22 protein-coding genes are annotated in these 21,104 nt (G+C 60.9%); 13 read left to right on the forward strand and 9 right to left on the reverse strand.

Going from position 1 to position 21,104, the window contains the following annotated elements; all coding sequences use genetic code 11:
• Positions 1–83 precede the first annotated feature (83 nt).
• Complete coding sequence (locus tag ABIE16_RS23305; protein ID WP_057715426.1) at positions 84–689, forward strand: SCO family protein; 606 nt, start codon at positions 84–86, stop codon at positions 687–689.
• A gap of 1 nt (position 690) precedes the next feature.
• On the forward strand, positions 691–1,200 hold the full coding sequence (locus tag ABIE16_RS23310) for a copper chaperone PCu(A)C (RefSeq protein ID WP_429522039.1): 510 nt from the start codon (positions 691–693) through the stop codon (positions 1,198–1,200).
• Positions 1,201–1,356: 156 nt separating this feature from the next.
• Here the strand turns inward: ABIE16_RS23310 and ABIE16_RS23315 are convergent, their stop codons facing one another.
• Together ABIE16_RS23315 and ABIE16_RS23320 are read right to left on the reverse strand one after the other, a co-directional pair.
• Complete coding sequence (locus tag ABIE16_RS23315; protein WP_046040328.1) at positions 1,357–1,773, reverse strand: organic hydroperoxide resistance protein; 417 nt, start codon at positions 1,771–1,773, stop codon at positions 1,357–1,359.
• 122 nt (positions 1,774–1,895) lie between these two features.
• Positions 1,896–2,225 carry a hypothetical protein gene (locus ABIE16_RS23320; RefSeq protein WP_057715428.1) on the reverse strand — a complete coding sequence of 110 codons (330 nt, stop codon included), beginning with the start codon at positions 2,223–2,225 and terminating at the stop codon, positions 1,896–1,898.
• Positions 2,226–2,407: 182 nt separating this feature from the next.
• Here ABIE16_RS23320 and potE point away from each other — a divergent pair, with 182 nt between their 5' ends.
• The 6 genes from potE to ABIE16_RS23350 all read left to right on the forward strand — a co-directional run bounded on the left by potE (position 2,408) and on the right by ABIE16_RS23350 (position 9,595).
• The gene (potE, locus tag ABIE16_RS23325; protein ID WP_057715429.1) at positions 2,408–3,793 is read left to right on the forward strand and encodes a putrescine-ornithine antiporter; all 1,386 of its coding nucleotides are present in this window, start codon (positions 2,408–2,410) and stop codon (positions 3,791–3,793) included.
• A 16-nt stretch (positions 3,794–3,809) separates the two neighbouring features.
• Entirely contained in the window at positions 3,810–6,095 is a 2,286-nt protein-coding gene (locus ABIE16_RS23330) for an Orn/Lys/Arg decarboxylase N-terminal domain-containing protein (protein WP_429522040.1), read from the forward strand.
• A gap of 181 nt (positions 6,096–6,276) precedes the next feature.
• Complete coding sequence (locus tag ABIE16_RS23335) at positions 6,277–6,678, forward strand: hypothetical protein (RefSeq protein ID WP_008050481.1); 402 nt, start codon at positions 6,277–6,279, stop codon at positions 6,676–6,678.
• On the forward strand, positions 6,678–7,217 hold the full coding sequence (locus tag ABIE16_RS23340) for a hypothetical protein (protein WP_057715431.1): 540 nt from the start codon (positions 6,678–6,680) through the stop codon (positions 7,215–7,217). The genes ABIE16_RS23335 and ABIE16_RS23340 overlap by 1 nt, the downstream gene beginning before the upstream one ends.
• Positions 7,218–7,601: 384 nt before the next feature.
• A complete protein-coding gene (locus ABIE16_RS23345) occupies positions 7,602–8,870 on the forward strand; it encodes an OmpP1/FadL family transporter (protein ID WP_218498446.1) in 1,269 nt (422 codons plus the stop codon).
• A gap of 50 nt (positions 8,871–8,920) precedes the next feature.
• Entirely contained in the window at positions 8,921–9,595 is a 675-nt protein-coding gene (locus ABIE16_RS23350; RefSeq protein WP_057715435.1) for a DUF3313 domain-containing protein, read from the forward strand.
• A 106-nt stretch (positions 9,596–9,701) separates the two neighbouring features.
• Here the strand turns inward: ABIE16_RS23350 and ligD are convergent, their stop codons facing one another.
• Positions 9,702–11,738: a DNA ligase D gene (gene ligD, locus ABIE16_RS23355; protein WP_429522041.1), complete on the reverse strand. Its 2,037-nt coding sequence runs from the start codon at positions 11,736–11,738 to the stop codon at positions 9,702–9,704.
• Positions 11,739–12,254: 516 nt separating this feature from the next.
• The gene (locus ABIE16_RS23360) at positions 12,255–12,983 is read right to left on the reverse strand and encodes a tellurite resistance TerB family protein (protein ID WP_429522042.1); all 729 of its coding nucleotides are present in this window, start codon (positions 12,981–12,983) and stop codon (positions 12,255–12,257) included.
• Between the two features lie 257 nt (positions 12,984–13,240).
• On the opposite strand from ABIE16_RS23360, the gene pcsA reads away from it, so the two are divergent.
• Both pcsA and ABIE16_RS23370 read left to right on the forward strand, forming a co-directional pair.
• A complete protein-coding gene (gene pcsA, locus ABIE16_RS23365) occupies positions 13,241–13,963 on the forward strand; it encodes a phosphatidylcholine synthase (RefSeq protein ID WP_090454774.1) in 723 nt (240 codons plus the stop codon).
• A gap of 2 nt (positions 13,964–13,965) precedes the next feature.
• Complete coding sequence (locus ABIE16_RS23370; RefSeq protein WP_429522043.1) at positions 13,966–14,352, forward strand: DUF488 domain-containing protein; 387 nt, start codon at positions 13,966–13,968, stop codon at positions 14,350–14,352.
• 130 nt (positions 14,353–14,482) lie between these two features.
• On the opposite strand, the gene ABIE16_RS23375 is transcribed toward ABIE16_RS23370, so the two are convergent.
• Together ABIE16_RS23375 and ABIE16_RS23380 are read right to left on the reverse strand one after the other, a co-directional pair.
• Positions 14,483–15,295, reverse strand: a complete 813-nt coding sequence (locus tag ABIE16_RS23375; protein ID WP_429522044.1) for a class I SAM-dependent methyltransferase — start codon at positions 15,293–15,295, stop codon at positions 14,483–14,485.
• 45 nt (positions 15,296–15,340) lie between these two features.
• Complete coding sequence (locus ABIE16_RS23380) at positions 15,341–15,610, reverse strand: DUF4242 domain-containing protein (protein WP_057715442.1); 270 nt, start codon at positions 15,608–15,610, stop codon at positions 15,341–15,343.
• Between the two features lie 177 nt (positions 15,611–15,787).
• Between ABIE16_RS23380 and ABIE16_RS23385 the strand changes: the two genes are divergently transcribed.
• Entirely contained in the window at positions 15,788–16,780 is a 993-nt protein-coding gene (locus ABIE16_RS23385; protein ID WP_429522045.1) for an AraC family transcriptional regulator, read from the forward strand.
• Between the two features lie 9 nt (positions 16,781–16,789).
• On the opposite strand, the gene ABIE16_RS23390 is transcribed toward ABIE16_RS23385, so the two are convergent.
• The 3 genes from ABIE16_RS23390 to ABIE16_RS23400 all read right to left on the reverse strand — a co-directional run bounded on the left by ABIE16_RS23390 (position 16,790) and on the right by ABIE16_RS23400 (position 18,678).
• Complete coding sequence (locus ABIE16_RS23390; protein ID WP_340315577.1) at positions 16,790–18,007, reverse strand: cytochrome c biogenesis protein DipZ; 1,218 nt, start codon at positions 18,005–18,007, stop codon at positions 16,790–16,792.
• A gap of 146 nt (positions 18,008–18,153) precedes the next feature.
• Positions 18,154–18,366: a hypothetical protein gene (locus tag ABIE16_RS23395; protein ID WP_429522046.1), complete on the reverse strand. Its 213-nt coding sequence runs from the start codon at positions 18,364–18,366 to the stop codon at positions 18,154–18,156.
• A gap of 48 nt (positions 18,367–18,414) precedes the next feature.
• Positions 18,415–18,678, reverse strand: coding sequence for a DUF2790 domain-containing protein (locus ABIE16_RS23400; RefSeq protein WP_057715446.1), 264 nt, complete (start codon positions 18,676–18,678; stop codon positions 18,415–18,417).
• Positions 18,679–18,984: 306 nt separating this feature from the next.
• Here ABIE16_RS23400 and ABIE16_RS23405 point away from each other — a divergent pair, with 306 nt between their 5' ends.
• Together ABIE16_RS23405 and ABIE16_RS23410 are read left to right on the forward strand one after the other, a co-directional pair.
• Entirely contained in the window at positions 18,985–19,725 is a 741-nt protein-coding gene (locus ABIE16_RS23405; protein WP_008023822.1) for a response regulator, read from the forward strand.
• A complete protein-coding gene (locus ABIE16_RS23410) occupies positions 19,722–21,053 on the forward strand; it encodes an ATP-binding protein (RefSeq protein WP_090454763.1) in 1,332 nt (443 codons plus the stop codon). Before ABIE16_RS23405 ends, ABIE16_RS23410 begins: the two co-directional genes overlap by 4 nt.
• The last annotated feature ends 51 nt before the right edge of the window (positions 21,054–21,104 follow it).

The raw sequence follows: 21,104 nt of genomic DNA on the forward strand, positions 1-21,104 counted from the left end.
CAGTTTGTTAACATCCCCGCGATTTTTTCGTCTGTACAGTCATCACGCTGTCATTTCAGCCTGTTCAACAGGATGCTTTTTTCATGAGTACTTTGTATACCCGCCGGACTGTCCTGCAAGGCATGGGCCTGTTGAGCCTGGGCCTGCTCGCCGGTTGCGACGACAGCAGCAAGCTGTCGTTCAACTACGGCAAGGACCTCAGCGACAAGATCATGGGGCGTAACTTCAAGCTCAAGAACCCTGAGGGCGAAACCAGGATGCTGGGCAGCTATCGCGGCCTGATGCCGATGGTATTCTTCGGTTTCACCCAGTGCCCGGCCGTGTGCCCGACCACCCTGGCCCGCGCCGCGCAGGCCAAGAAGCTGATGGGGCGCGATGGCGAAAGGCTGCAGGTTATCTTCATCACCCTGGACCCTGAACGCGACACGCCAGAGTTGCTGGACCAGTACGTCAAGGCGTTCGACCCGAGTTTCGAAGCCCTGTACGGCACGCTTGAAGAAACCGCCGCCACCGCCAAGGAATTCGGCGTGTTCTTTGAGAAGGTCCCGAGCGGCGATACCTATACCCTCTCCCATACCGCGACCAGTTTTGTCTTCGACTCCCGGGGCAATCTGCGCCTGGGGCTGTCCGCGTCCCTGACGGCCAAAGAGTGCGCAGAAGACCTGCTCACCGTGATGGAGGTTTGCTGAAATGAATGCCCCGCAAGCTAAAAAACGCTTCGTGCAAGGCTGCAAACAACTGGCACTGGGCTTGTCCCTGGTCGGCTTGGCCTTTCAGGTATCGGCACAAACCCGGGTCGACGACGCCTGGGTCCGCGCCACCGTGGCCGGCCAGCCGTCGAGCGGCGCCTTCATGACCGTCACCGCCAGCAGCGACAGCAAGTTGCTGAGCGTGCAAACTCCGGTTGCCAAGCTAGTGCAGATTCATGAAATGAGCATGAAAGACGACGTGATGAAAATGCAGCAGGTGCAGTCCGTTGTGCTGCCAGCCGGCAAGCCGGTGAGCTTCAATCCCAACGGCTATCACATCATGCTGATGAATCTCACAGGTCAGATCAACGAAGGCGACAAGGTGCCACTGACCCTGACCGTGGAAGACGCCAAGGGCGAGAAAGAGTCGATTCAGATTGAAGCCGTTGCCAAGGCGATTAACACCATGGATCACAGTAAGATGATGCATGATCACAGCAAGATGAATTGATTGCTCCGTCAGTTAAAACACAGAGCCTGTGGGAGCGAGCTCGCTCGCGATGAGGCAGGAACATTCGACATCGATGTCGCCTGACACTCCGCCATCGCGAGCAAGCTCGCTCCCACAGTTTGATCTTCAGTGAATACGAGTCCTTTTCACGTCAACTCAAACAAGCTTGAGCACCACGTTGATGTTGTTGCGCGTGGCTTTCGAGTACGGGCAGTACTGGTGCCCGGTGTCGACGATTTTTTGTGCGGTTTCACGGTCCAGCCCCGGCAGGCTGACATTGAGCCGCGCCTGCAGCAGATAGCCGCCTTCATTGGTGCCCAAATCAACCTCGGCATCGACGGCCACATCCTTGGGCAACGCCACTTTCATTTCCCTGGCTGCAACTTGCATGGCGCCGATGAAACAGGCGGACCACCCGGCAGCGAACAGTTGCTCCGGATTGGTTCCACCGCCACCTGCGCCCGGGGACGACAGCTTCACATCGAGGATACCGTCGGAGCTGCGGGACGCGCCGTCACGCCCGCCGGTGGTGTGGGTTTGGGCGGTGTACAACACTTTATCGATCTGGCTCATGATGACCTCCTGATTGAGTTGTAAAAAACCGGTTTTCACCCCATCGGGTCGCTGGGATGGTCAATCAATATAGTCGTCGCAGCCCCGCCTCGCGGTCGATCCGACCAGCGCCCCCTTCTACTTTATTTACGCGCCAACTTGTACCTGACGCAGTCCTCATAAAAGCTCTGGCGTACAGCAGTCGGTTTGAATCGCGACGGACTGTCATAAGTTTGCTCTGTAATGCCAAGTGCCATCATGCGCATCCAGGATTTTGCAAACTTGTAGACCTGGATTTTTTGGCGTGCGGCGTACAGAGAAACGCCTGAAAGCTTGAGCTCCTGTGCCCTTGCGGCGGTTCCCGCCCCCCAACTGCACATGTATTGATCATGGGTGGCCAGTTCTTTGGCTTGAGCCGAATGGGCTACACCCGCGATAACTAACGGCATTAACGAGATCCATGTCTTGCGCATCTTGACCTGTTTAACTAGCTGAAAATGAACTAATTTTGCTGAGGATTTTTAAACTTGGGGGCCAGCATCGTGCCTTTTTTGCAAATTAATGCGAAAACGAGATGTGTGACGTTATTTCTTGCGAGTTTTCAATCCTTTGCTATAGCTAAGACTCTCAATCGCCAACTAAGTGAGGCAACGGAATGTCAGTCGCAAAGAAAATGAGTGTGGGGCAACTGACAATGTTGACCGCGGTCAACATGTTGGGCTCAGGTATTGTGCTGCTACCGACGAAACTCGCGGAAGTCGGTGCAATTTCGATCCTCTCCTGGCTGATAACGGCCACCGGCTCCCTCGCTCTGGCGTACGCCTTTGCGCGATGCGGGATGCTCAGCCGCAAGACCGGCGGCATGGGCGGTTATGCCGAATACACCTTCGGTAAAGCAGGTAACTACATCACCAACTACACCTACGGTCTCTCGCTGTTGATAGCCAACGTGGCGATCAGTATTACAGCGGTCGGTTATATCCAGGTGTTGTTCGGGATAGAACTCGACTCACTGCAAGTAGGCCTGGCCACTATTGCCCTGTTGTGGATCACCACCTTCGCCAACTTTGGCGGCGCCAGCATTACCGGCCGTATCGGCGCGGTGACGGTCTGGGGTGTGATTGCACCGGTGGTGCTGGTCTCAACGGTGGGCTGGTTCTGGTTCGACAGCAGCGTATACGCCGCTGGCTGGAACCCCCACGACAAAGGCTGGTTCGAAGCGGCAGGCGCCTCGGTGGCAATTACCCTGTGGGCCTTCCTTGGCCTTGAATCGGCTTGCGCCAACACCGACGCGGTGGAAAACCCTGAGCGCAACGTACCGATTGCCGTGCTGGGCGGCACCCTGGGTGCAGCGGTGATCTACATCGTCTCCACCAACGTCATCTTCGGTATCGTCGGCAACGAAGAACTGGCCGCGTCCACTGCGCCGTTCGGCCTGGTGTTCGCCAAGATGTTCACCCCGATGGTCGGCGACATCGTGATGGCGGCCATGGTGCTCGCCTGCATCGGTTCACTGCTGGGTTGGCAGTTCACCATCGCCCAGGTGTACAAAAGCTCGGCGGACACCGGTTACTTCCTGCCGATCTTTGCCAAGGGCAACAAAGCGGGAACGCCGATTGTCGGCATGCTGGTGCTGCTGGCGGCACAGACCGCGCTGGCCCTGCTCACCATCAGCCCCGACTTGAGCAAGCAGTTCGACACCCTGGTCAACCTCGCGGTGGTCACTAACCTTGTGCCGTACATCCTGTCCATGGCCGCGCTGATGACCATGCAGAAAGTCTCCAACGTGCCGGAAGGCAAGGCACTGGCGACCAACGTCATCGCCCTGATCGCGGCGGCCTACAGCTACCTGGCGTTGTACAGCTCCGGTGAACAGGCGCTGATGCTGGGCGGCGTGGCCACGATCGTTGGTTACACCCTGTTCGGCTTCGTCAACAACCGCCTGATCCGCCTCGAAGCGCTCAACAACAGCGTACCGACACAAACCGTCAGCGCGCAGCACCTCACTGCCGAGCCAGTGCCGGTCAACAACCTGAATTAACTCTGGAGGATCAATCATGACGGAATATAAACACTCGCTGGGCATGCTGGCGCTACTGGTCAGCAGTCCGCCGGACAAGCGAACGGTGTTTGGCCGCGCCCTGGATCAACTGGTCCACGACGTAGAGGGACGTGGCGTCAGCGTACTGGCCTCGGAAAGCCTCACCGATGCCGCCTCGATCCTGCGCTCGGACCCTGCCATTCAATGCGTGCTCATCCGGTGGGAAATGGACACCAGCGAAGGCCACGCCGACTGCACCAAATTGCTGGTCAAGCTGCGCGAGCGCAACACGCGAGTGCCGGTGTTCCTGATCAGCGACCGTACCACCGCGTCGAGCATTCCGTTGCTGGTCATGCAACACGCCGACGACTTCATCTGGCTGCCCGAGGACACCTCCCGTTTCCTCAGCGGGCGCATCCTGGCGGCCATCGAACGCTATCGTCAGGCCGCCCTGCCGCCGATGTTCGGCGCGCTGGTGAAGTTTGCCCGCAACTATGAATACTCGTGGCACACCCCAGGCCATGCCGGCGGCACGGCTTTCCTGAAGAGCACCGCAGGCCGGGCCTTCTACGAGTTCTTCGGGGAGAACCTGCTGCGTTCCGACCTGTCGATCTCGGTTGGCGAACTCGGTTCGCTGCTCGATCACAGTGGCCCTATCGGCCAGGGTGAACGCTATGCCGCCAAGGTCTTCGGCGCCCACCGCACGTATTACGTGACCAACGGTTCGTCGATGTCCAACCGCGTCATCCTCATGGCCAGCGTCACGCGCAACCAGATCGCCCTGTGCGACCGTAATTGCCACAAGTCCGCCGAGCACGCGATGACCCTGTCCGGGGCGATTCCGACCTACCTGGTGCCGACCCGCAACCGCTACGGCATCATCGGCCCGATCCTGCCGCAGACCCTGAGCGCCGAAGGCGTGAAAGCCGCCATCGCCAACAACCCGCTGGTCAAGCAAGGCATCGACCCGACGCCAGTGCACGCCATTGTCACCAACTCCACCTACGACGGCCTGACCTACAATGTCACCCGGGTCGAAGAACTGCTGGGCGAAAGCGTGGACCGTCTGCACTTCGACGAAGCCTGGTACGGTTATGCGCGCTTCAACCCGCTGTACAGCGGACGCCATGCCATGCACGGCAACCCTGCCGATCACGACAAGTCCAAGCCGACCGTGTTCGCCACCCAGTCGACCCACAAATTGCTGGCTGCCCTGTCCCAGGCCTCGATGATCCACGTGCGTGACGGGCGTAACCCGATCGAACATGCGCGTTTCAACGAGTCGTACATGATGCACGCCTCGACCTCGCCAAATTACGCGATCATGGCGTCCTGCGACGTCAGCTCGGCGATGATGGAAGCACCGAGCGGGCAGATCCTCACCAACGAGTCGATTGAAGAAGCCATCAGCTTCCGCCAGGTACTCTCGCGCATGCACAACGAGATGGTGGGCAAGAACGACTGGTTCTTCACCTGCTGGCAGCCGCCGACCGTACAGGTTGGCGCAGCGGCCGTGCCGTTCCACGAGGTCGACCCGACTACGCTGAAAACCGATCCGAACTGCTGGGTCCTGCACCCGAACGCGGTATGGCACGGCTTCGGCGACATCGAAGACGGCTACTGCATGCTCGACCCGATCAAGGTCTCGGTGCTCAGCCCGGGCATGGGCGACGACGGCAGCCTGCTCGCCTCCGGTATCCCCGCTTGCGTGGTCACGGCGTACCTGGGCCGTCAGGGTATCGTGGTCGAGAAAACCACCGATTTCACCATCCTGTTCCTGTTCTCCATCGGCATCACCAAAGGCAAGTGGGGCACGCTGCTCAACGCCCTGCTCGACTTCAAGCGTGACTACGACGACAACGCCGAGCTCGAGCTGTGCCTGCCCGACCTGTACAACGCCAACCAGCATCGCTATGCCGGCATGGGCCTGAAGGATCTGGCCGACGAAATCTTCGCCGCCATGAAGAAACACAAGACCACCGCCAACATGTCCCAGGCCTTCGGCACCCTGCCAAAAGCCGAGTTCAGCCCGGTGGAGGCCTACGAAAAACTGGTGCGTAACGACATCGAGCTGGTGACGCTCAACGAAGCCGCCGGACGCCTTGCCGCGACCGGTATCGTGCCGTATCCACCAGGCATCCCGCTGCTCATGCCGGGTGAGAACGCAGGGCCTGCGGACGGTCCGTTGCTGGCGTATCTCAAGGCACTGGAAGCCTTCGACAAATCCTTCCCCGGCTTCACCCATGACACCCACGGGATCGAAGTCGAAGATGGCGTTTACCGGATGCTGGTACTGAAGTAAGACAAGCTGGCTCACCGCCCCCCTGTGGGAGCGGGCTTGCTCGCGAAGGCGTAGTGTCAGTCGACGCAATTGTCGATTGACAGGACGCTTTCGCGAGCAAGCCCGCTCCCACATTTTTAGATCGCCTTCACACCAAATCCCTATGGGCAAACTCGATCACAGCGCTCTATGATTGATCCCCATGACCACCACCGCTGCGATCCGCTCACCCTGCCCGCCCGGCGCCTGCGACTGCGGGCGTGACCCGTTGCTGGAAACACCAGGGGCGGACCTGCGCATTCTGTTTCTGACCCGCAACGAAGAAAAACGCCTGATCGAACGCCTGGAGAACCTGCAGAGCCTGAGCGATCTGGAGCACCTGCAACGGCGCATGCTCGAACAGTTGGGCATCCGCGTGGACATCGCTCCCGGTTTCAACGAAGTGCGCACCATGCGCGGCATCGGCATCCAGATTGGCGAACTGCCGGGGCTGTGCCGCAAGACCCGCGCCAACATCCCCGCCGCCATTCGCCGGGCCATGGAAAAGCGCCCGGAGATCGCCTACGAACTGCTCAATGCCAACGACCTGTTGCGTGACGCCTGATGAAGCTTCTTCTCGAACTCCCCCTCACCGACGAGATTCTCACCTCGTTCGCCCTGGCCATCGGGGCCGACCTGCAGGGCTACCGCAACCACATTTACCGGGTGCTGAATTTCCATGGAGCCCTCAGTGGTGCCGATGGCCTGCCCCCGGCCGCCGTCCAAATCGCGGCGGCGTTTCATGACCTGGGCATCTGGACCGATGACACCCTCGACTACCTGCCGCCGTCCATTGCCCTGGCCACCGAGTACCTCGACAACCAGCAACGAGCGGAACTGAAGGATGAAGTCAGCGCATTGATACTTGAGCATCACAAACTGCGCCGGTATCGCGGCGCCTACGCTGCCAGCGTCGAACCCTTCCGCCAGGCCGATCTGGTGGATGTGTCCCTGGGCCTGGTGCGTTTCGGCCTGCCCCGCAGCTTCATCAAAACCGTGCAGGCGACCTTTCCCGATCACGGCTTTCACTCGATGCTGATGAAGCTTTCAGCCCGTCAATTCATTCGCTCGCCGCTGCGCCCGCTGCCCATGTTTCGCTGGTGAAACAGGATCGGTGGTCACTCATGAATCGCGGGACACTGCTATGCCTTCCTTGGGAGATTTTGCGATTTCGGTGCAACTCGCCTGAAACACTAACTTTCTGATTATCCAGTACTGGATATTCCGCCATTCAAACCTACGCTCTTGGCGGGGGTAACGAAATTCAATGACGGTTGGGGGCTCGTCTCGATGTACTCACGCAAGAACGCAGGAGCTCGACAGGAACCGGACAACCTTCTCCTCGAAGTTTGCGATCCTCCTTTTGCTGTCTGCGATGGCGTTACCCGGCCTGACCCTGGCCACTGACAAGGCCAAATAACAACCGAATCCACGGGTAGCCGGTGCAGTCCACCCGTATTCGAAATGGACAATTGCCGAGGGGTTCCAATGCCGATAAAAACAGCAGCCCTGCCCACCTCTGCGCTACTTGCCCTGTGCTGCCAGCAAGCCTGGGCCGGCGGCATCATGCTCTATGAAATCGGCACCGATAACGCCGGTCTGGCCAACGCCGGTGCCGCCGCCCGTGCCCAAGGCCCCTCGACCATCGCCAGCAACCCCGCGGGCATGAGCTATCTGCCAGGCACGCAAATCACCGCCGGCTTGCAGGTTCTGTACGGCGACCTGAGCTTCGACCGCGACTCCGGCACCAACACCCCGGGCAGCGGCAGTGGCAACGCCCTCGATCCGATTCCCGGTGGCAGCTTCTTCATCAGCCATGAACTCGACGAGCACTGGAGCGTCGGTTTCGGCCAGTACGGCGATTTTGGCCTGGCGGTCAATTACGACAACGACTGGTCCGGCCGCTACTTTGCGCAGAACTCAAGCCTGCTCGGCCTGTCGCTGGTACCGAGCGTGGCTTATCGCTTCAATGAGCAGTGGTCGGTCGGCCTGGGCGTCAAGGCCATGTACGGCATGTTAAAGGCAGACACCGCCATCGACCGCTCCCCTTTCGGCTTCACTGACCGCTCTGACGGCCAATACAAGTACCGGGACAACACCTGGGGCTATGGCGCCAACGTGGGCGTGATCTACGCCCCGCAACCCGGCACGCGCATCGGCCTGACCTACACCAGCCAGGTCGACCTGGACTTCAAGGACCGGCTGGACGTCAAGGGCGACGGCCGCCTGCTCGAGCGCGTCAACAACACCGATACCGAACTGGACATGAAGGTGCCGCAAACCGTCACCCTGAGCCTTTTCCAGCAACTGGACCGGCAATGGGCGTTGCTCGCCTCGGCCAACTGGCAGGACTGGTCCGAGTTCGGCGACATCGCCGTAGAGGTCGACACCACGGCGTTTGGAGCGCAATCGACAACAGTCGACGCCGGCTTCAAGGACACCTGGCACCTCTCCCTTGGCGCGCAATACCAGGCCACCGAGCAATGGTTGTGGAACGTCGGTGTGGCCTACGACAGCAGCGCCGTCTCGGACAGCAACCGCAGCGTGGTCGTGCCGATGAGTGAATCCTGGCGCATTGCGACAGGAGCCACCTATGCTCTGAACGAGAACACCGATGTCAACGTCAGTTGGGCCATGGTCTGGCTCGGCGACATGCCGGTGGACCAGGCGAAGGCCGTATCGGGCAATCGAATCTCCGGTCAATTCGACAATGCCTGGATTCAGGCTATAAACGGAAACATGACCTGGCGATTCTGATGTCTTGTAAACGAAAGAATGACGATTTAAACCAAGGAGTAAACACCACTATGAATCTGTCCCGAAAACTGCTCGTCGGCGCTACGCTGGCCAGTCTGTTGCTAGGCGGCTGCACCTCGAAAGTGACTGAGAAGGAGCAATATTCAGGCTTCCTGTCCAACTACAACAACCTGCAGGAAGTCGAAACGCCGAGCGGCGGCACCGCGATGCGTTGGGTCAGCCCTGCGTGGAACCCGAATGCCTATGACACCGTGGTGTTCAACAAACTGGAGCTCTACCCGGCCCCCAAACCCGATGAGCGTGTCAACCAGCAGACACTGACCGACATTCAGAACTACATGACCAGCAAGGCCAAGGCTACGCTGGGCCAGAAATACCGCGTAGTGACCAACACCTCTTCCGCACCGGCGGGTTCGCGCCCCCTGATCATGCGCGCGGCGATTACCGGGGTGAACGCCGAGAACGAAGGCATGAAGTGGTATGAAGTGGTGCCCATCGCGGCCGTAGTCGGGGCAACCCAGGCAGCCACCGGTCACCGTGACCAGGAAACCACCCTGTTCATCGAAGCCGAGTTCGTCGACGCCAAGAGCAACCAGACCGTAGCCAAAGTGGTGCGCAAGGTGTTCGGCACCGAACTGAAAAACGAAAGCCAGAAGATTACCGCCAAGGACTTCAAGGCAGCGATCGACAAACTGGGTACCGACTTCCAGGCATTCCTCAAGTAAGAACAGGTTGCTCGCGTAGGAGCTGCCGCGGGCTGCGATCCTTTGATCTTCAGGTTATTGAAACCATGCAAAGGTCGCAGCCTTCAGCAGCTCCCATCGGCACAGTTCACTTCTTCATCCCCACCCGCCGGCGCATCTCGGCAGTGATCGCTTGCCGGGTTTTGGGCATGTCCGCCCAAGGCTCATCCCCGACTTCGGCCAGACGTTCATGCACGTTGTGCAGATTCCATTGATTGGCGCCCTTGAGTTCGGCCACCTCTTCGCGCCAGATCGGCATCGACACCGGCAACCCCTCGCGGGTACGTACGGCGTAGGCGCAAATGGTGGTCGCCCCCAGACCGTTGCGCAGGTAATCGATGAAAATCCGTCCGACACGGTTCTTCGGTCCCGACACCGCGGAAAAACGCTCGGGCAACAGCCTGGCCATGTGACTGACAATGGCATGGCTGAAATCCTTGACCTCATCCCAACCGAGCTTGCGGGTCAACGGCACCACCACGTGAATTCCCTTGCCGCCGCTGGTTTTCAGAAACGCCTTGAGCCCCAGTTCATCCAGCACCGACAGCGTCAGCTGCGTAGCCTCGACCATGCGTTTCCATGGCAGCGCCGGGTCCGGGTCAAGGTCGAGGATAAAACGATCCGGCTTGTCGAGTTTGTCAGACGTCGCATTCCAGGTATGCAGTTCCACGGCATTCATCTGCACCGCGCCAACCAGCGCCTCGACGTTGTTGATGAGCATCATCGGCTGGCCGGTAAGCTGTTTGTCCAGCAGGGTGATGCCGGGGATCGCCAGGTGCTCGGCATTCTTCTGGAAAAACAGCTCGCCAGCGATACAGTCCGGCGCACGCACCAGCGCCACCGGACGATCCTTGAGTTCGGGCAGGATCCACTCGGCGACGCTGGCGTAGTACTGCGCCAGTTGCAGTTTGGTGGTGCCGCTGCCGGGGTCGATCATCCGGTCCGGGTGGGTGATGCGTACCTTGCCCTCCTCCAGACCGAGTTGTGAGGGGGCGGGTGCGGTTTTCTTTCCCGTGGCAGCGGGCTTCGCCGTGCCAGCCTTTTTCGCAGTGGAGGTTTTCACGGTTTTCGCGCGCTCCTCGGTGATGGCTCGTGCCGGTTTGTCATTGCGCAGTCCATGAAACACGGCATGGCGCACCGAACCGTCCCTGGTCATTTCAGCGAAGGCCACTTCCGCCAGCAGCCGGGGTTTGAGCCAGTGCACGTCCCTGGCCTGCGAACCGCCGGGTGGATTGACCACCGGCGGCTTTTTCACCTGCAGGGGCTTGAGCTGATCATGGAGGCTGCGCAGGGTCGCCTCGTTGAACCCGGTGCCGACTTTGCCGGCATAACGCAACTGGCCGTCATCGTGATCATGCAGTCCCAGCAGCAACGCCCCGAAGGCATGGCGCGAGCCTTTCGGCTCGGTGAAACCGACGATGACGAATTCCTGTCGATGCTGGCATTTGAGCTTGATCCAATCGCTGCTGCGCCGGGATACATAGGACGACCCCTGGCGCTTGCCGATCAACCCTTCCATGTGCATCTGGCAGGCGCTGTCGAGCAAGGCGCGGGGCTCCTCGCCAAACGACTTGGAGAAACGCAGCAACGGCTCCTCACTGGTATTGAGCACCGTCGCCAGCGCAGCTCGACGCTCTTCGACCGGCACCTCGCGCAGGTCCATGCCATTGAGGTACGGCAGGTCGAACAGGTAGTAGAGAATGTCGTCGCTGCGATCCGCTTCGAAGGCGTTTTGCAGCGCCTGAAAGTCAGGGACACCCTGTTCGTCCATCACCACCATTTCACCGTCGAGCCATGCCGATTCCAGGCCCAGCGCGGTCAGGGCCATGGCCTGCCCTGGCAGTTTGTGGGTCCAGTCGTGACCATTGCGAGTGATCAGCTTCACCTCGCCATGATCGATGCGGGCCATGATCCGGTAGCCGTCGAATTTGATTTCGTAGCGCCACGGTCCGTCGGGGATTTTTTCCACCAGCGTCGCCAACTCCGGCTTTAGCAGGTCCGGCAGCCTGGCTTTGCGCGCGCCGGTCAGTGACGATGATTTTCCCGGGCGTGAAAGTTTGGCGGCGGGCTTGGTGGTCGCCGAAAAATCACGCACGCGGTTGTAGTCATCGAGGTTGCGGGGCATGGCTCACCTGCTTCGCGCCTGGACGTTGAATGCAAACGTCTCCTAACCAAGCAGAGCCAGCGAACGGCGCAATAATTCAATCGGCGTTGAAAAGGCCCGGACGGACGGGCTTGTGGCGCGGGGTACAGCTGGTGTTCCGGCAGGTTGACTGAGTCATCGTTCTTCGCGAGCAAGCTCGCTCCCACAGTGATTTTCAGCGCACACGGAATCGGCGCTCGGCGGCGATCAAAATGTGGGAGCGAGCTTGCTCGCGATGGCGGTGTGTCAGGCTCCAGGGAGGTTGACCGGGTCGACCGCATCGCGAGCAGGCTCGCTCCCACAGTGATTTTTAGCGCACACGGCATCGGCGCTCGACGGCGATCAAAATGTGGGAGCGAGCTTGCTCGCGATGGCGGTGTGTCAGGCTCCAGGGATATTGACTGGGTCGACCGCATCGCGAGCAGGCTCACTCCCACAGTGATTTTCAGCGCACACGGCATCGGCGCTCGGCGGCGATCAAAATGTGGGAGCACCCCGTCAGGCAGTGCCCTTGGCCTGCTGCTCCAGGTGGACTTGCAACTGCGGGTCGATCTGCAACGCCGCGGCCAGTTCATCCAGATAGTTGCGCTCGGCGTCCTGCTGGTCGTCCACCAGCATGACGCTGGCCAGGTACATCTCCGAGGCCATGCCCGGGTCCGTGGCCGACCGCGCGACGTCATAGGCATCCAGTGGCTTGGCGACCTCGTCGTCCAGCCATTGCTGCAATTGCGGATCGTCGGTGTGACGGCCGATTTCAGTGCTGATCATCTGTTTCTCGGTGTCATCGATGCGGCCATCGGCCTTGGCCGCGGCAATCAATGCCCGCAGGATCGCATGGCTGTGTTCCTCGGCCTCCGGGCCGGCCAGCAAGTCCACGGTCCGTGGCGCTTCCTGCGGCGCCGAGGCCTGACTGCGCTGCCAGGCCTGGTACGCCTGGAACGCCATCATGCCCAGGGACGCCAGCGCCGCATAATTGGTGCCGCCAGCGGAGCGACTTTGCGGTGCACCGCCCATCGGCGAACCGCCGCCAAGCAAACCACCGAGCAAACCACCCAACCCTGCGCCACCGCCGCCAGCACTGGTACCGGCACCCCCGCCCAACAAACCGCCGAGCAATCCACCCAGGTCGCCGAGCCCACCCTGGGCCGATGCGCCACCGCCACCCTGTCGCGCCATCGAGCCCTGGCCGGCGCGCAGTAATTGTTCGAGCAGATCGCTGGTGTTCATGACGTTTGTCCTCTTGAAGGGCGTTTATCCAGTCAGGCAACGATAGCCCCCGCAGGCGAATGTGCCAGCACCGTTGGGCTGACCCATCCGCGCTTTCCCGGATTCGTCCGGGGTATTTTCTTGCGGCGCAGCTAAGATTCATGAGTGGTGAACCTTATTCCCGGATACCCGGTCGATACCTGCAACCCGACCCGGTTTGCCACCACCCCGTACACGAGGTGACAACTGGCTTGCTTCATTCACTGGAGAACGCCCCTGTGATTTCAACCCTGTACATCGCTAGGCTCAAAGCATGGGGCGCCCATGGTTTTACCGCCACTGGCGTGGTCACCGCTTTCCTCGCCACCCTGTCCCTGCTGGAAAACCAGCCGACCCATTGCCTGCTGTGGCTGGGTGTCGCCCTGATCGTTGACGGTCTGGACGGTGCGCTGGCACGCAAGGTCAACGTGCAGTCGGTGTTGCCGAGCTTCGATGGCTCGATCCTCGACCTGGTGATCGACTACCTGACGTACGTGTTTATCCCGGCACTGTTCATCTATCGCTATATCCCGTTGCCGGACTACACCTTGCTGCTGAGCGTGTCGCTGATTCTGGTGTCGTCGCTGTTCTGCTTCTGCAACGTCAACATGAAGAGCAAGGACAACTACTTCCAGGGCTTCCCCGCCGCCTGGAACGTGGTTGCCCTGTGCCTTTACATCATCGCCCCCTCGCCGTGGATCACCTTCATTACAGTCGTTGGCCTGGCCCTGCTGACCGTGACCCGGATGAAATTCCTGCACCCGTTTCGCGTGCGCCGGTTCATGCCGATCAACATTGCGGTGACGGCCATCTGGTTGCTGTGCAGCCTGTCACTGGTGCTCAACCATCCGCTGATCAACCCGTGGGTGATGGGGTTGTGGCTGCTGATGTCGGCGTACTTCCTGGGCATCTGCTTGTGGCGCACGGCGCTGGAGTGGTTCGACGAATCGAGGCTCAAGTAGCCATGGCGGTCCATATCGTTCAACTCGGCTCACCCCGTCGACCCGATGAAGGATTGCGCCTGGGCACGGTACGCCGCCCTCCCCGTGGCGTACCGAAAGCCGAATTCGCCCGTCGAGACTTTTATGATGTCTGGCAGCCGCTGCTGTCGCCCAGTACGCAGTTGGTGGCCGAGGCCAAGGCCGCGCAAGATGCCAAGGCCTGGGAGGTGTTCCGGCGCAAGTTCAAGGCCGAGATGAGCCAGCCCGCTGCCAGTCAGTTACTGGATCTGCTGGCCGCGTTGTCCCATCAGACGTCCCTGGCCGTGGGCTGTTATTGCGAGGATGAAGCGCATTGCCATCGGTCGGTGTTGCGCGAGTTGCTGGAGGCGCGTGGGGCCGTAGTGATTTAGATGCCATGACCATCACACAACCCCTGTGGGAGCGGGCTTGCTCGCGAAAGCGGTGGGTCAGTTGACATCAATATTGACTGATCCACCGCCTTCGCGAGCAAGCCCGCTCCCACATTGGACTTGTGTCAACTCAACGCCGCGTGATCACCACCTCCAGGTATTCACTCGGCACCACCAGCGATTTGTTGCCCGCCCGGTTCAACCGGTTGATCAGCTCGGTCAAGTCGGTCTCCAGGGCCTTGGCGCCATCCTCGGGCAGCGCGGCGAAGGCCTTGTGCACCGGCCCGTACCACTGGCGGAAGGCGTCGATGAAATGCTCCGCCGAGCGATAGCGGAAATTGAACGTGCGACGCGTCACCTGGAGCAGGAATTCACGTTCGTCGAAATGCTCGTGCAGCCAGGCTTCGGTGCCCCAGCGTGAGGGCGGATTGGCACCCGGAGGGGGTGGCAGGTGCTGGCCAAGGGTCTTGAACATCTGGCCGACGAAACCTTCCGGCGTCCAGTTGGCCAAGCCAATCCGCCCGCCCGGGCGACAAACCCGTGCCAGCTCCGCGGCGGCTTTGGGCTGGTCCGGCGTGAACATCACACCGAAGGTCGACAGCACGGCATCAAAGCTGCCGTCGGCAAAGGGCAATGCTTCGGCATCGGCGACCTGGAAGGAGACATTCAGCCGTTCTGCCCGGGCCCGCTCTTCGCCGCGTTCGAGCAAGGCGGCGACATAGTCGGTGGACGTCACCTGGCAGCCACGGCGCGCAGCCGCGAGGGTTGCGTTGCCGTTGCCGGCGGCAACGTCGAGCACCCGCTCATCGCACAACAGGTCACAGGCTTCGGCCAGTTGCTCGCCGACGATCTGCAGGGTGGTGCCGATCACGGCGTAGTCGCCGCTGGCCCAGGAGGCCATCTGGCGGTTTTTCAAGGCAGTCAGATCAATAGGTGTACTCATGGAGAAGGTCTCTGGGTTGAAACACGAGTCGGGCCTGGCGGGCATTCACTCCGCCGTTGTCGGATCGATGATGTTCATGACTTGGGAAATGCGATTGGCGGGAAACCCGCTCACCCGAGCGTGCTCCCTGATTTGCTCTTCGTTCGGCGAGATGTACACGCAGTAGAGCTTGTCACCGGTGACATAGCTCTGCAGCCACTGCACCTCAGGCAACTCACGCAACGCCCGGCAGGACTTTTGCGAAGCGGCTTTCAAATCCCTATCCGATAATGCTCCGGCGCCCTGGATCTCACGTTCAATGACGAACTTAGGCATGGCAACCTCTCTTTATTGTTCTTGATGGCAGGGCGGCACTCACCCTGTGATCAAACTATCGCCCTGACGGGCGCTGGCGTCCTGTCCGATCGTCGCCCAACCCTGCCCGATCGTCCGGAGATTCCACGTTGCGCGCCGAGGCGCTCACAATCAGGAATCCTTCCACGGGAAACCCCAATGGACGCTCTGTCGCAGACCCTGCGCGTCGTGCATCTGGTCGGCGCGATCTTTATCAACGCCCGGTTCACCGCGCCCTGGTGCTACCAGTCGCCCAGCGCCGACACCGCTGCGCCGTTTCTGGAGCCCGATGCGGAACGGGTAGTGATCTTTCACCTGATAACCGAAGGTGAGTGCTACGTTGAACTGGGCGATGACCCGCCGCTGCATCTGAGTGCGGGCGATGTGGTGATCTTCCCCCAGGGCGACGCCCATCGCATGTGCTCACGCCCTGGATTGCCCCCCGCCACGGGTGCGCGACTGGATGCCGTGCTGGCGCGCCGGCCCCGGCAGTTGAGTTATGGCGGGGGTGGCGCGGTCACCCGGTTGGTGTGCGGTTACCTGGCGTGCGACACGCGCCTGGCGGGCATGTTGCTCAAGGGCTTGCCGGCGGTGGTGCGGGTCAATGTGCGCGGTTCGGATGCCGGTATCTGGCTGGAATCCTCCGTGCGCTATGCCCTCGCCGAAGCCCGCTCGCCCCGCCCTGGCGGTGAAGGGGTATTGGCCAAACTGGCCGAAGTGCTGTTCATCGAAGTGTTGCGCCTGTACATGAACGAACAAGGCGAAGGCCGCACCGGCTGGCTGGCCGGTGTGCGCGACCGCATCGTCGGCGCCGCCCTCAACGCCTTGCACAAAAAACCCTGCCACGCCTGGACACTGGAAGAACTGGCGCGCACCGCCAACACCTCAAGATCGGTGTTGGCCGAACGCTTCCAGCAACTGATGGGGGTGTCGCCGATGCAGTACCTGACGCAATGGCGCATGTTGCTCGCCGCTAACCTGTTACGCAGCAGCAACAGCTCATTGACGCGCATCGCCGAAGAAGTCGGTTACCAGACCGATACCGCTTTCAGCCGCGCCTTCCGTCGCGAGTTCGGTGCGCCACCGGCGGCGTGGCGGCGCGGACAGGAGAAAAAAACCATGGCCCACGGGGCAAGACCCGTGAGCCATTGATCGAGCAAGTTACGCCGCTGGCGCGCCGGCCTTGGCCTCCTCCAGCAACTGCTGAATCATTTTTTCCTGAGTGTCGTAGCTGCCTTCACCGAAGTGGGTGTAACGCACCTGCCCCTTGGCATCGATCAGGTAGTGCGCCGGCCAGTACTGGTTGTCGAAGTTGCGCCAGATCGCGTAGTTGTTGTCGATCGCCACCGGGTAGGTGATGCCGTATTCCTTCACCTTGGCCCTGACGTTGTCGATGATGCGCTCAAAGCCGTATTCAGGCGTGTGCACGCCGATCACCACCAGCCCGTCCTTTTCGTATTTCTTCGCCCACTCCTTCACGTATGGCAGGGTGTGCTTGCAGTTGATGCAGTCGAAGGTCCAGAAGTCCACCAGCACAACCTTGCCTTTCAGGGCCTCGTTGCTCAGGGCCGGCGAGTTGAGCCATTCCACCGCGCCGGACAGCGAGGGCATGGCGCCTTGGGCATCGCCCATGGTGCTGTCTGCCTTGACCTTGCTGACCAGGTAATCGACGACTTTCGGCACGGCTTCCAGCACGCCTTTCTCCACACTGTTGACACCTTCCGATGAGGTGTTGGCCAGCAACAGGTCATTGGCCCCCGTTGCAATCACCGCCGCACCGGCGAGCACCGCAACCCCGGCGCCACGGCGCAACCAGCCGGTGACCGGAATCGACGGTTTCAAGCGATTGACCAGGCCGCGCCCGGCAAAGATCAAGATGCCCAGGGACAGCGCACTGCCCGCGCCATAGGCCACCAGCAACAGACTGGTGCCGGCGTTCGCACCTTGCAACATGGCGCTGGTGAGAATCACCCCGAGGATCGGCCCCGCGCAGGGTGCCCAGAGCAGCCCGGTGGCGACACCGATCATGATCGAAGCCAGCGGCCCGGACATCTTGCGCGAGTCTGGGTCGATGCGATTGCCCAGCAACACGAAGGGACGGGCCAGCCAGTCACCGACCCGGGCGGAGATCAGCGACAGGGCGAACAGCACCATCACCGCCAGCGCCACGTGGCGGCCGGTGTTGCTGGCCTGTATCACCCACTCACTGCTGACCACGGCCAGGCTGGAGACCAGGGCAAAGGTCAGGACCATGCCGCCGAGGGTCAGCAGGATCGAGGAGCGTGTACGGTCGGCCCCGGCAAACAGGAATGGAACGACCGGCAGGATGCAAGGGCTGAGGACGGTCAATATGCCGCCCAGGAAAGCGATGAGTAACATGGGATCACCTAATGCAAATTAGAGGGCAACACATCACCACTGTAGGAGCGAGCCTGCTCGCGATGGCGTCCGGTCAGGCGACACATCGTTGACTGAACCATCGCTATCGCGAGCAGGCTCGCTCCCACAGTGGATCGGGGGTGTTCTCAAGCCGTCTGCTCATCCAGCAACTGCCCCTGCGGCGTGCGGCTGGAACCGTCTTGCGCCAGGAAGCCCTGGGTGCCCTTCTCTGCAACCGGCGTGAGCTGGAAGCAGGTGTTGCTGGCGCAGGCGCTTTGCTCGACAGCGGCGTTGGCATGGGCCGCCACACCGGCGACGGAAAAGACGATGGCGGTCAGGTAGCGGGAAACGTTGTTCATGATGTCCTTCCTGTTGCAAATGGATTTGGCGGGGGTTGATCGCGACACTCAGTTTTCCGAGTTGCAGTTGTCGGCGAATTTGCTGTAATCCAGCACCTGGGTTTTTGACTGGGAGTCGAGGTACGTCAGCCGCGCATTCACCACGCCGCAGGAAGGCGTAGTGTCCTCGGTCAGCGACACCACTTTCCGGATATCCAGTTGGGTGCCATAGGTGTAGGTTCTGGGAGCGACATCGGCTTCGGCACGGGCCGACAAGGTGCAGATGTTCAGTGCGGCAAACAGGCAGGCTGCGTAGATGGCTTTGGTGTTCATGGCGGACTCCTCAAGGTTTCAACAGGTCAACTGTTCGTTGGGCCGAGGCGCTCTGGTTTGCCTCGATGGAACCTATTAAAAGCCTGCGAGGTATCTCGTCTGTGTCGGGAATCGGCGAGAATCAATCGGTACGTATCAGAACGGTGCCTGGATACAAAGCAATACAAAACCGCTGGAAATCGGCTTTTTTGCCTTCCTGTGTATCCGCAGGCAAGCCGGATACACTGCAATACAAAGGGCGGCAGGCGAGCCCGCCCAGGCTCGATAGACTGTGTGGCATTCCCCATTCACCAGAGGTTTGGCCCAATGGATCACGTTGATCACATTCTCATCGTTGACGATGACCGCGAAATCCGCGAACTGGTTGGCAACTACCTGAAGAAGAACGGCCTGCGCACCACGGTCGTGGCGGATGGACGGCAAATGCGCGCCTTTCTGGAAACCACCCCGGTGGACCTGATCGTGCTGGACATCATGATGCCGGGTGACGATGGCCTGCTGCTCTGCCGCGAACTGCGCGCCGGCAAGCACAAGGCCACGCCAGTGCTGATGCTCACCGCCCGCAACGATGAAACCGATCGCATCCTCGGCCTGGAAATGGGTGCCGACGACTATCTGGTCAAGCCATTCGCTGCCCGTGAACTGCTGGCGCGGATCAACGCGGTGCTGCGACGCACCCGCATGCTGCCACCGAACCTGGTGGTGACCGAAGCCAGCCGCCTGTTGGCCTTTGGGCGCTGGCGCCTGGACACCTCGGCCCGTCACCTGCTCGATGCAGACGGCACCATGGTGGCCCTGAGCGGTGCTGAATATCGATTGCTGCGGGTGTTTCTCGACCATCCACAACGGGTGCTCAACCGCGATCAATTGCTCAATCTGACCCAGGGCCGCGACGCCGACCTGTTCGACCGTTCCATCGATCTTTTGGTCAGTCGTCTGCGCCAGCGCTTGCTCGACGACGCTCGCGAACCGGCCTACATCAAGACCGTGCGCAGCGAAGGCTATGTGTTTTCCCTGCCGGTGGAAATCCTGGGCGATCAATCATGACCCTGGCGCTGCATTGGCCGCGGACCCTGGCCTCGCGGCTGTCGCTGATATTCCTGATCGGCCTGATCCTCGCCCAGGCGCTGTCCTTCGGCGCGCAGTACTACGAACGCTACGAGTCCTCGAAAAACACCATGCTCGGCAACCTGGAAACCGACGTTTCCACGTCCGTTGCCATCCTCGACCGCTTGCCCGCCGATGAGCGAGCCGCCTGGCTCAAACAACTGGAGCGGCGCAATTACAGTTACATGCTCAATGAGGGGTCGCCGGGCACGCCCATCCGCACCGACATGCCCGATGCGCCCATTGCCATTGCCTCGATCAAAGACGCCATCGGCCACGATTACCCGATGACCTTTACCGACATCCCCGGGCCGAAAAAACATTTCCAGGTGCACTTGAACCTGGCCGATGGCAGCCCGCTGACCATCGACGTCCGCCCGGCGATGGTGCCGTTGTCGCCCTGGCTGCCCGTCGTGTTGCTCGGGCAACTGGCGCTGATGCTGGCCTGCTCCTGGCTGGCGGTCAGAATCGCCATCCGCCCCCTCACCCGCCTCGCCGGTGCGGTCGAAACCCTGGACCCCAACGCCCATCCCGTACTCCTGGACGAAAAAGGCCCGACCGAAGTCGCCCACGCCGCCAAGGCCTTCAACGCGATGCAGGCACGCATCGCGGCGTACCTGAAGGAACGCATGCAATTGCTCGCGGCAATCTCCCACGATCTGCAAACCCCGATCACCCGCATGAAACTGCGCGCCGAGTTCATGGACGACTCCAGCGAAAAAGACAAACTGTGGAATGACCTGGGCGAAATGGAACACCTGGTGCGCGAAGGCGTGGCCTACGCCCGCAGCATCCACGGCGCCACCGAAGAAAGCCGCCGCACCGACCTCGACTCGTTCCTCGACAGCCTGGTGTTCGACTATCAGGACGTGGGCAAGGATGTTCAGCTCAGCGGCAAGAGTGCCGCCGTCATCGACACACGCCCCCACGCCTTGCGCCGGGTGCTGGTCAACCTGACGGACAACGCATTGAAGTTTGCCGGTGCCGCCGAGTTGCGGGTGCAAAAGCAGGCCGATGGCAACCTCTCGATCAAGATCCTCGACCGTGGTCCGGGGATCGCCGAGGAAGAACTCAAGCAAGTGATGGAACCGTTCTACCGCGTTGAGAATTCCCGCAACCGCAGCACCGGCGGCACCGGGCTGGGGCTGGCGATAGCCCAGCAACTGGCGGTCGCGATTGGAGGCTCCTTGACCTTGAGCAATCGCGAAGGGGGCGGGTTGTGTGCGGAGTTGCGATTGCCGGGGCAAAAGGGTTTGGCTCAGGGGTGAGAATGCCGGACCAACCGTAGAAAATGGTCGGCTGTCAGGCCGCCTTCGCGG

This window comes from Pseudomonas sp. 2725, assembly GCF_050434585.1.
GTDB classification, from domain to species: Bacteria; Pseudomonadota; Gammaproteobacteria; order Pseudomonadales; family Pseudomonadaceae; genus Aquipseudomonas; species Aquipseudomonas jessenii.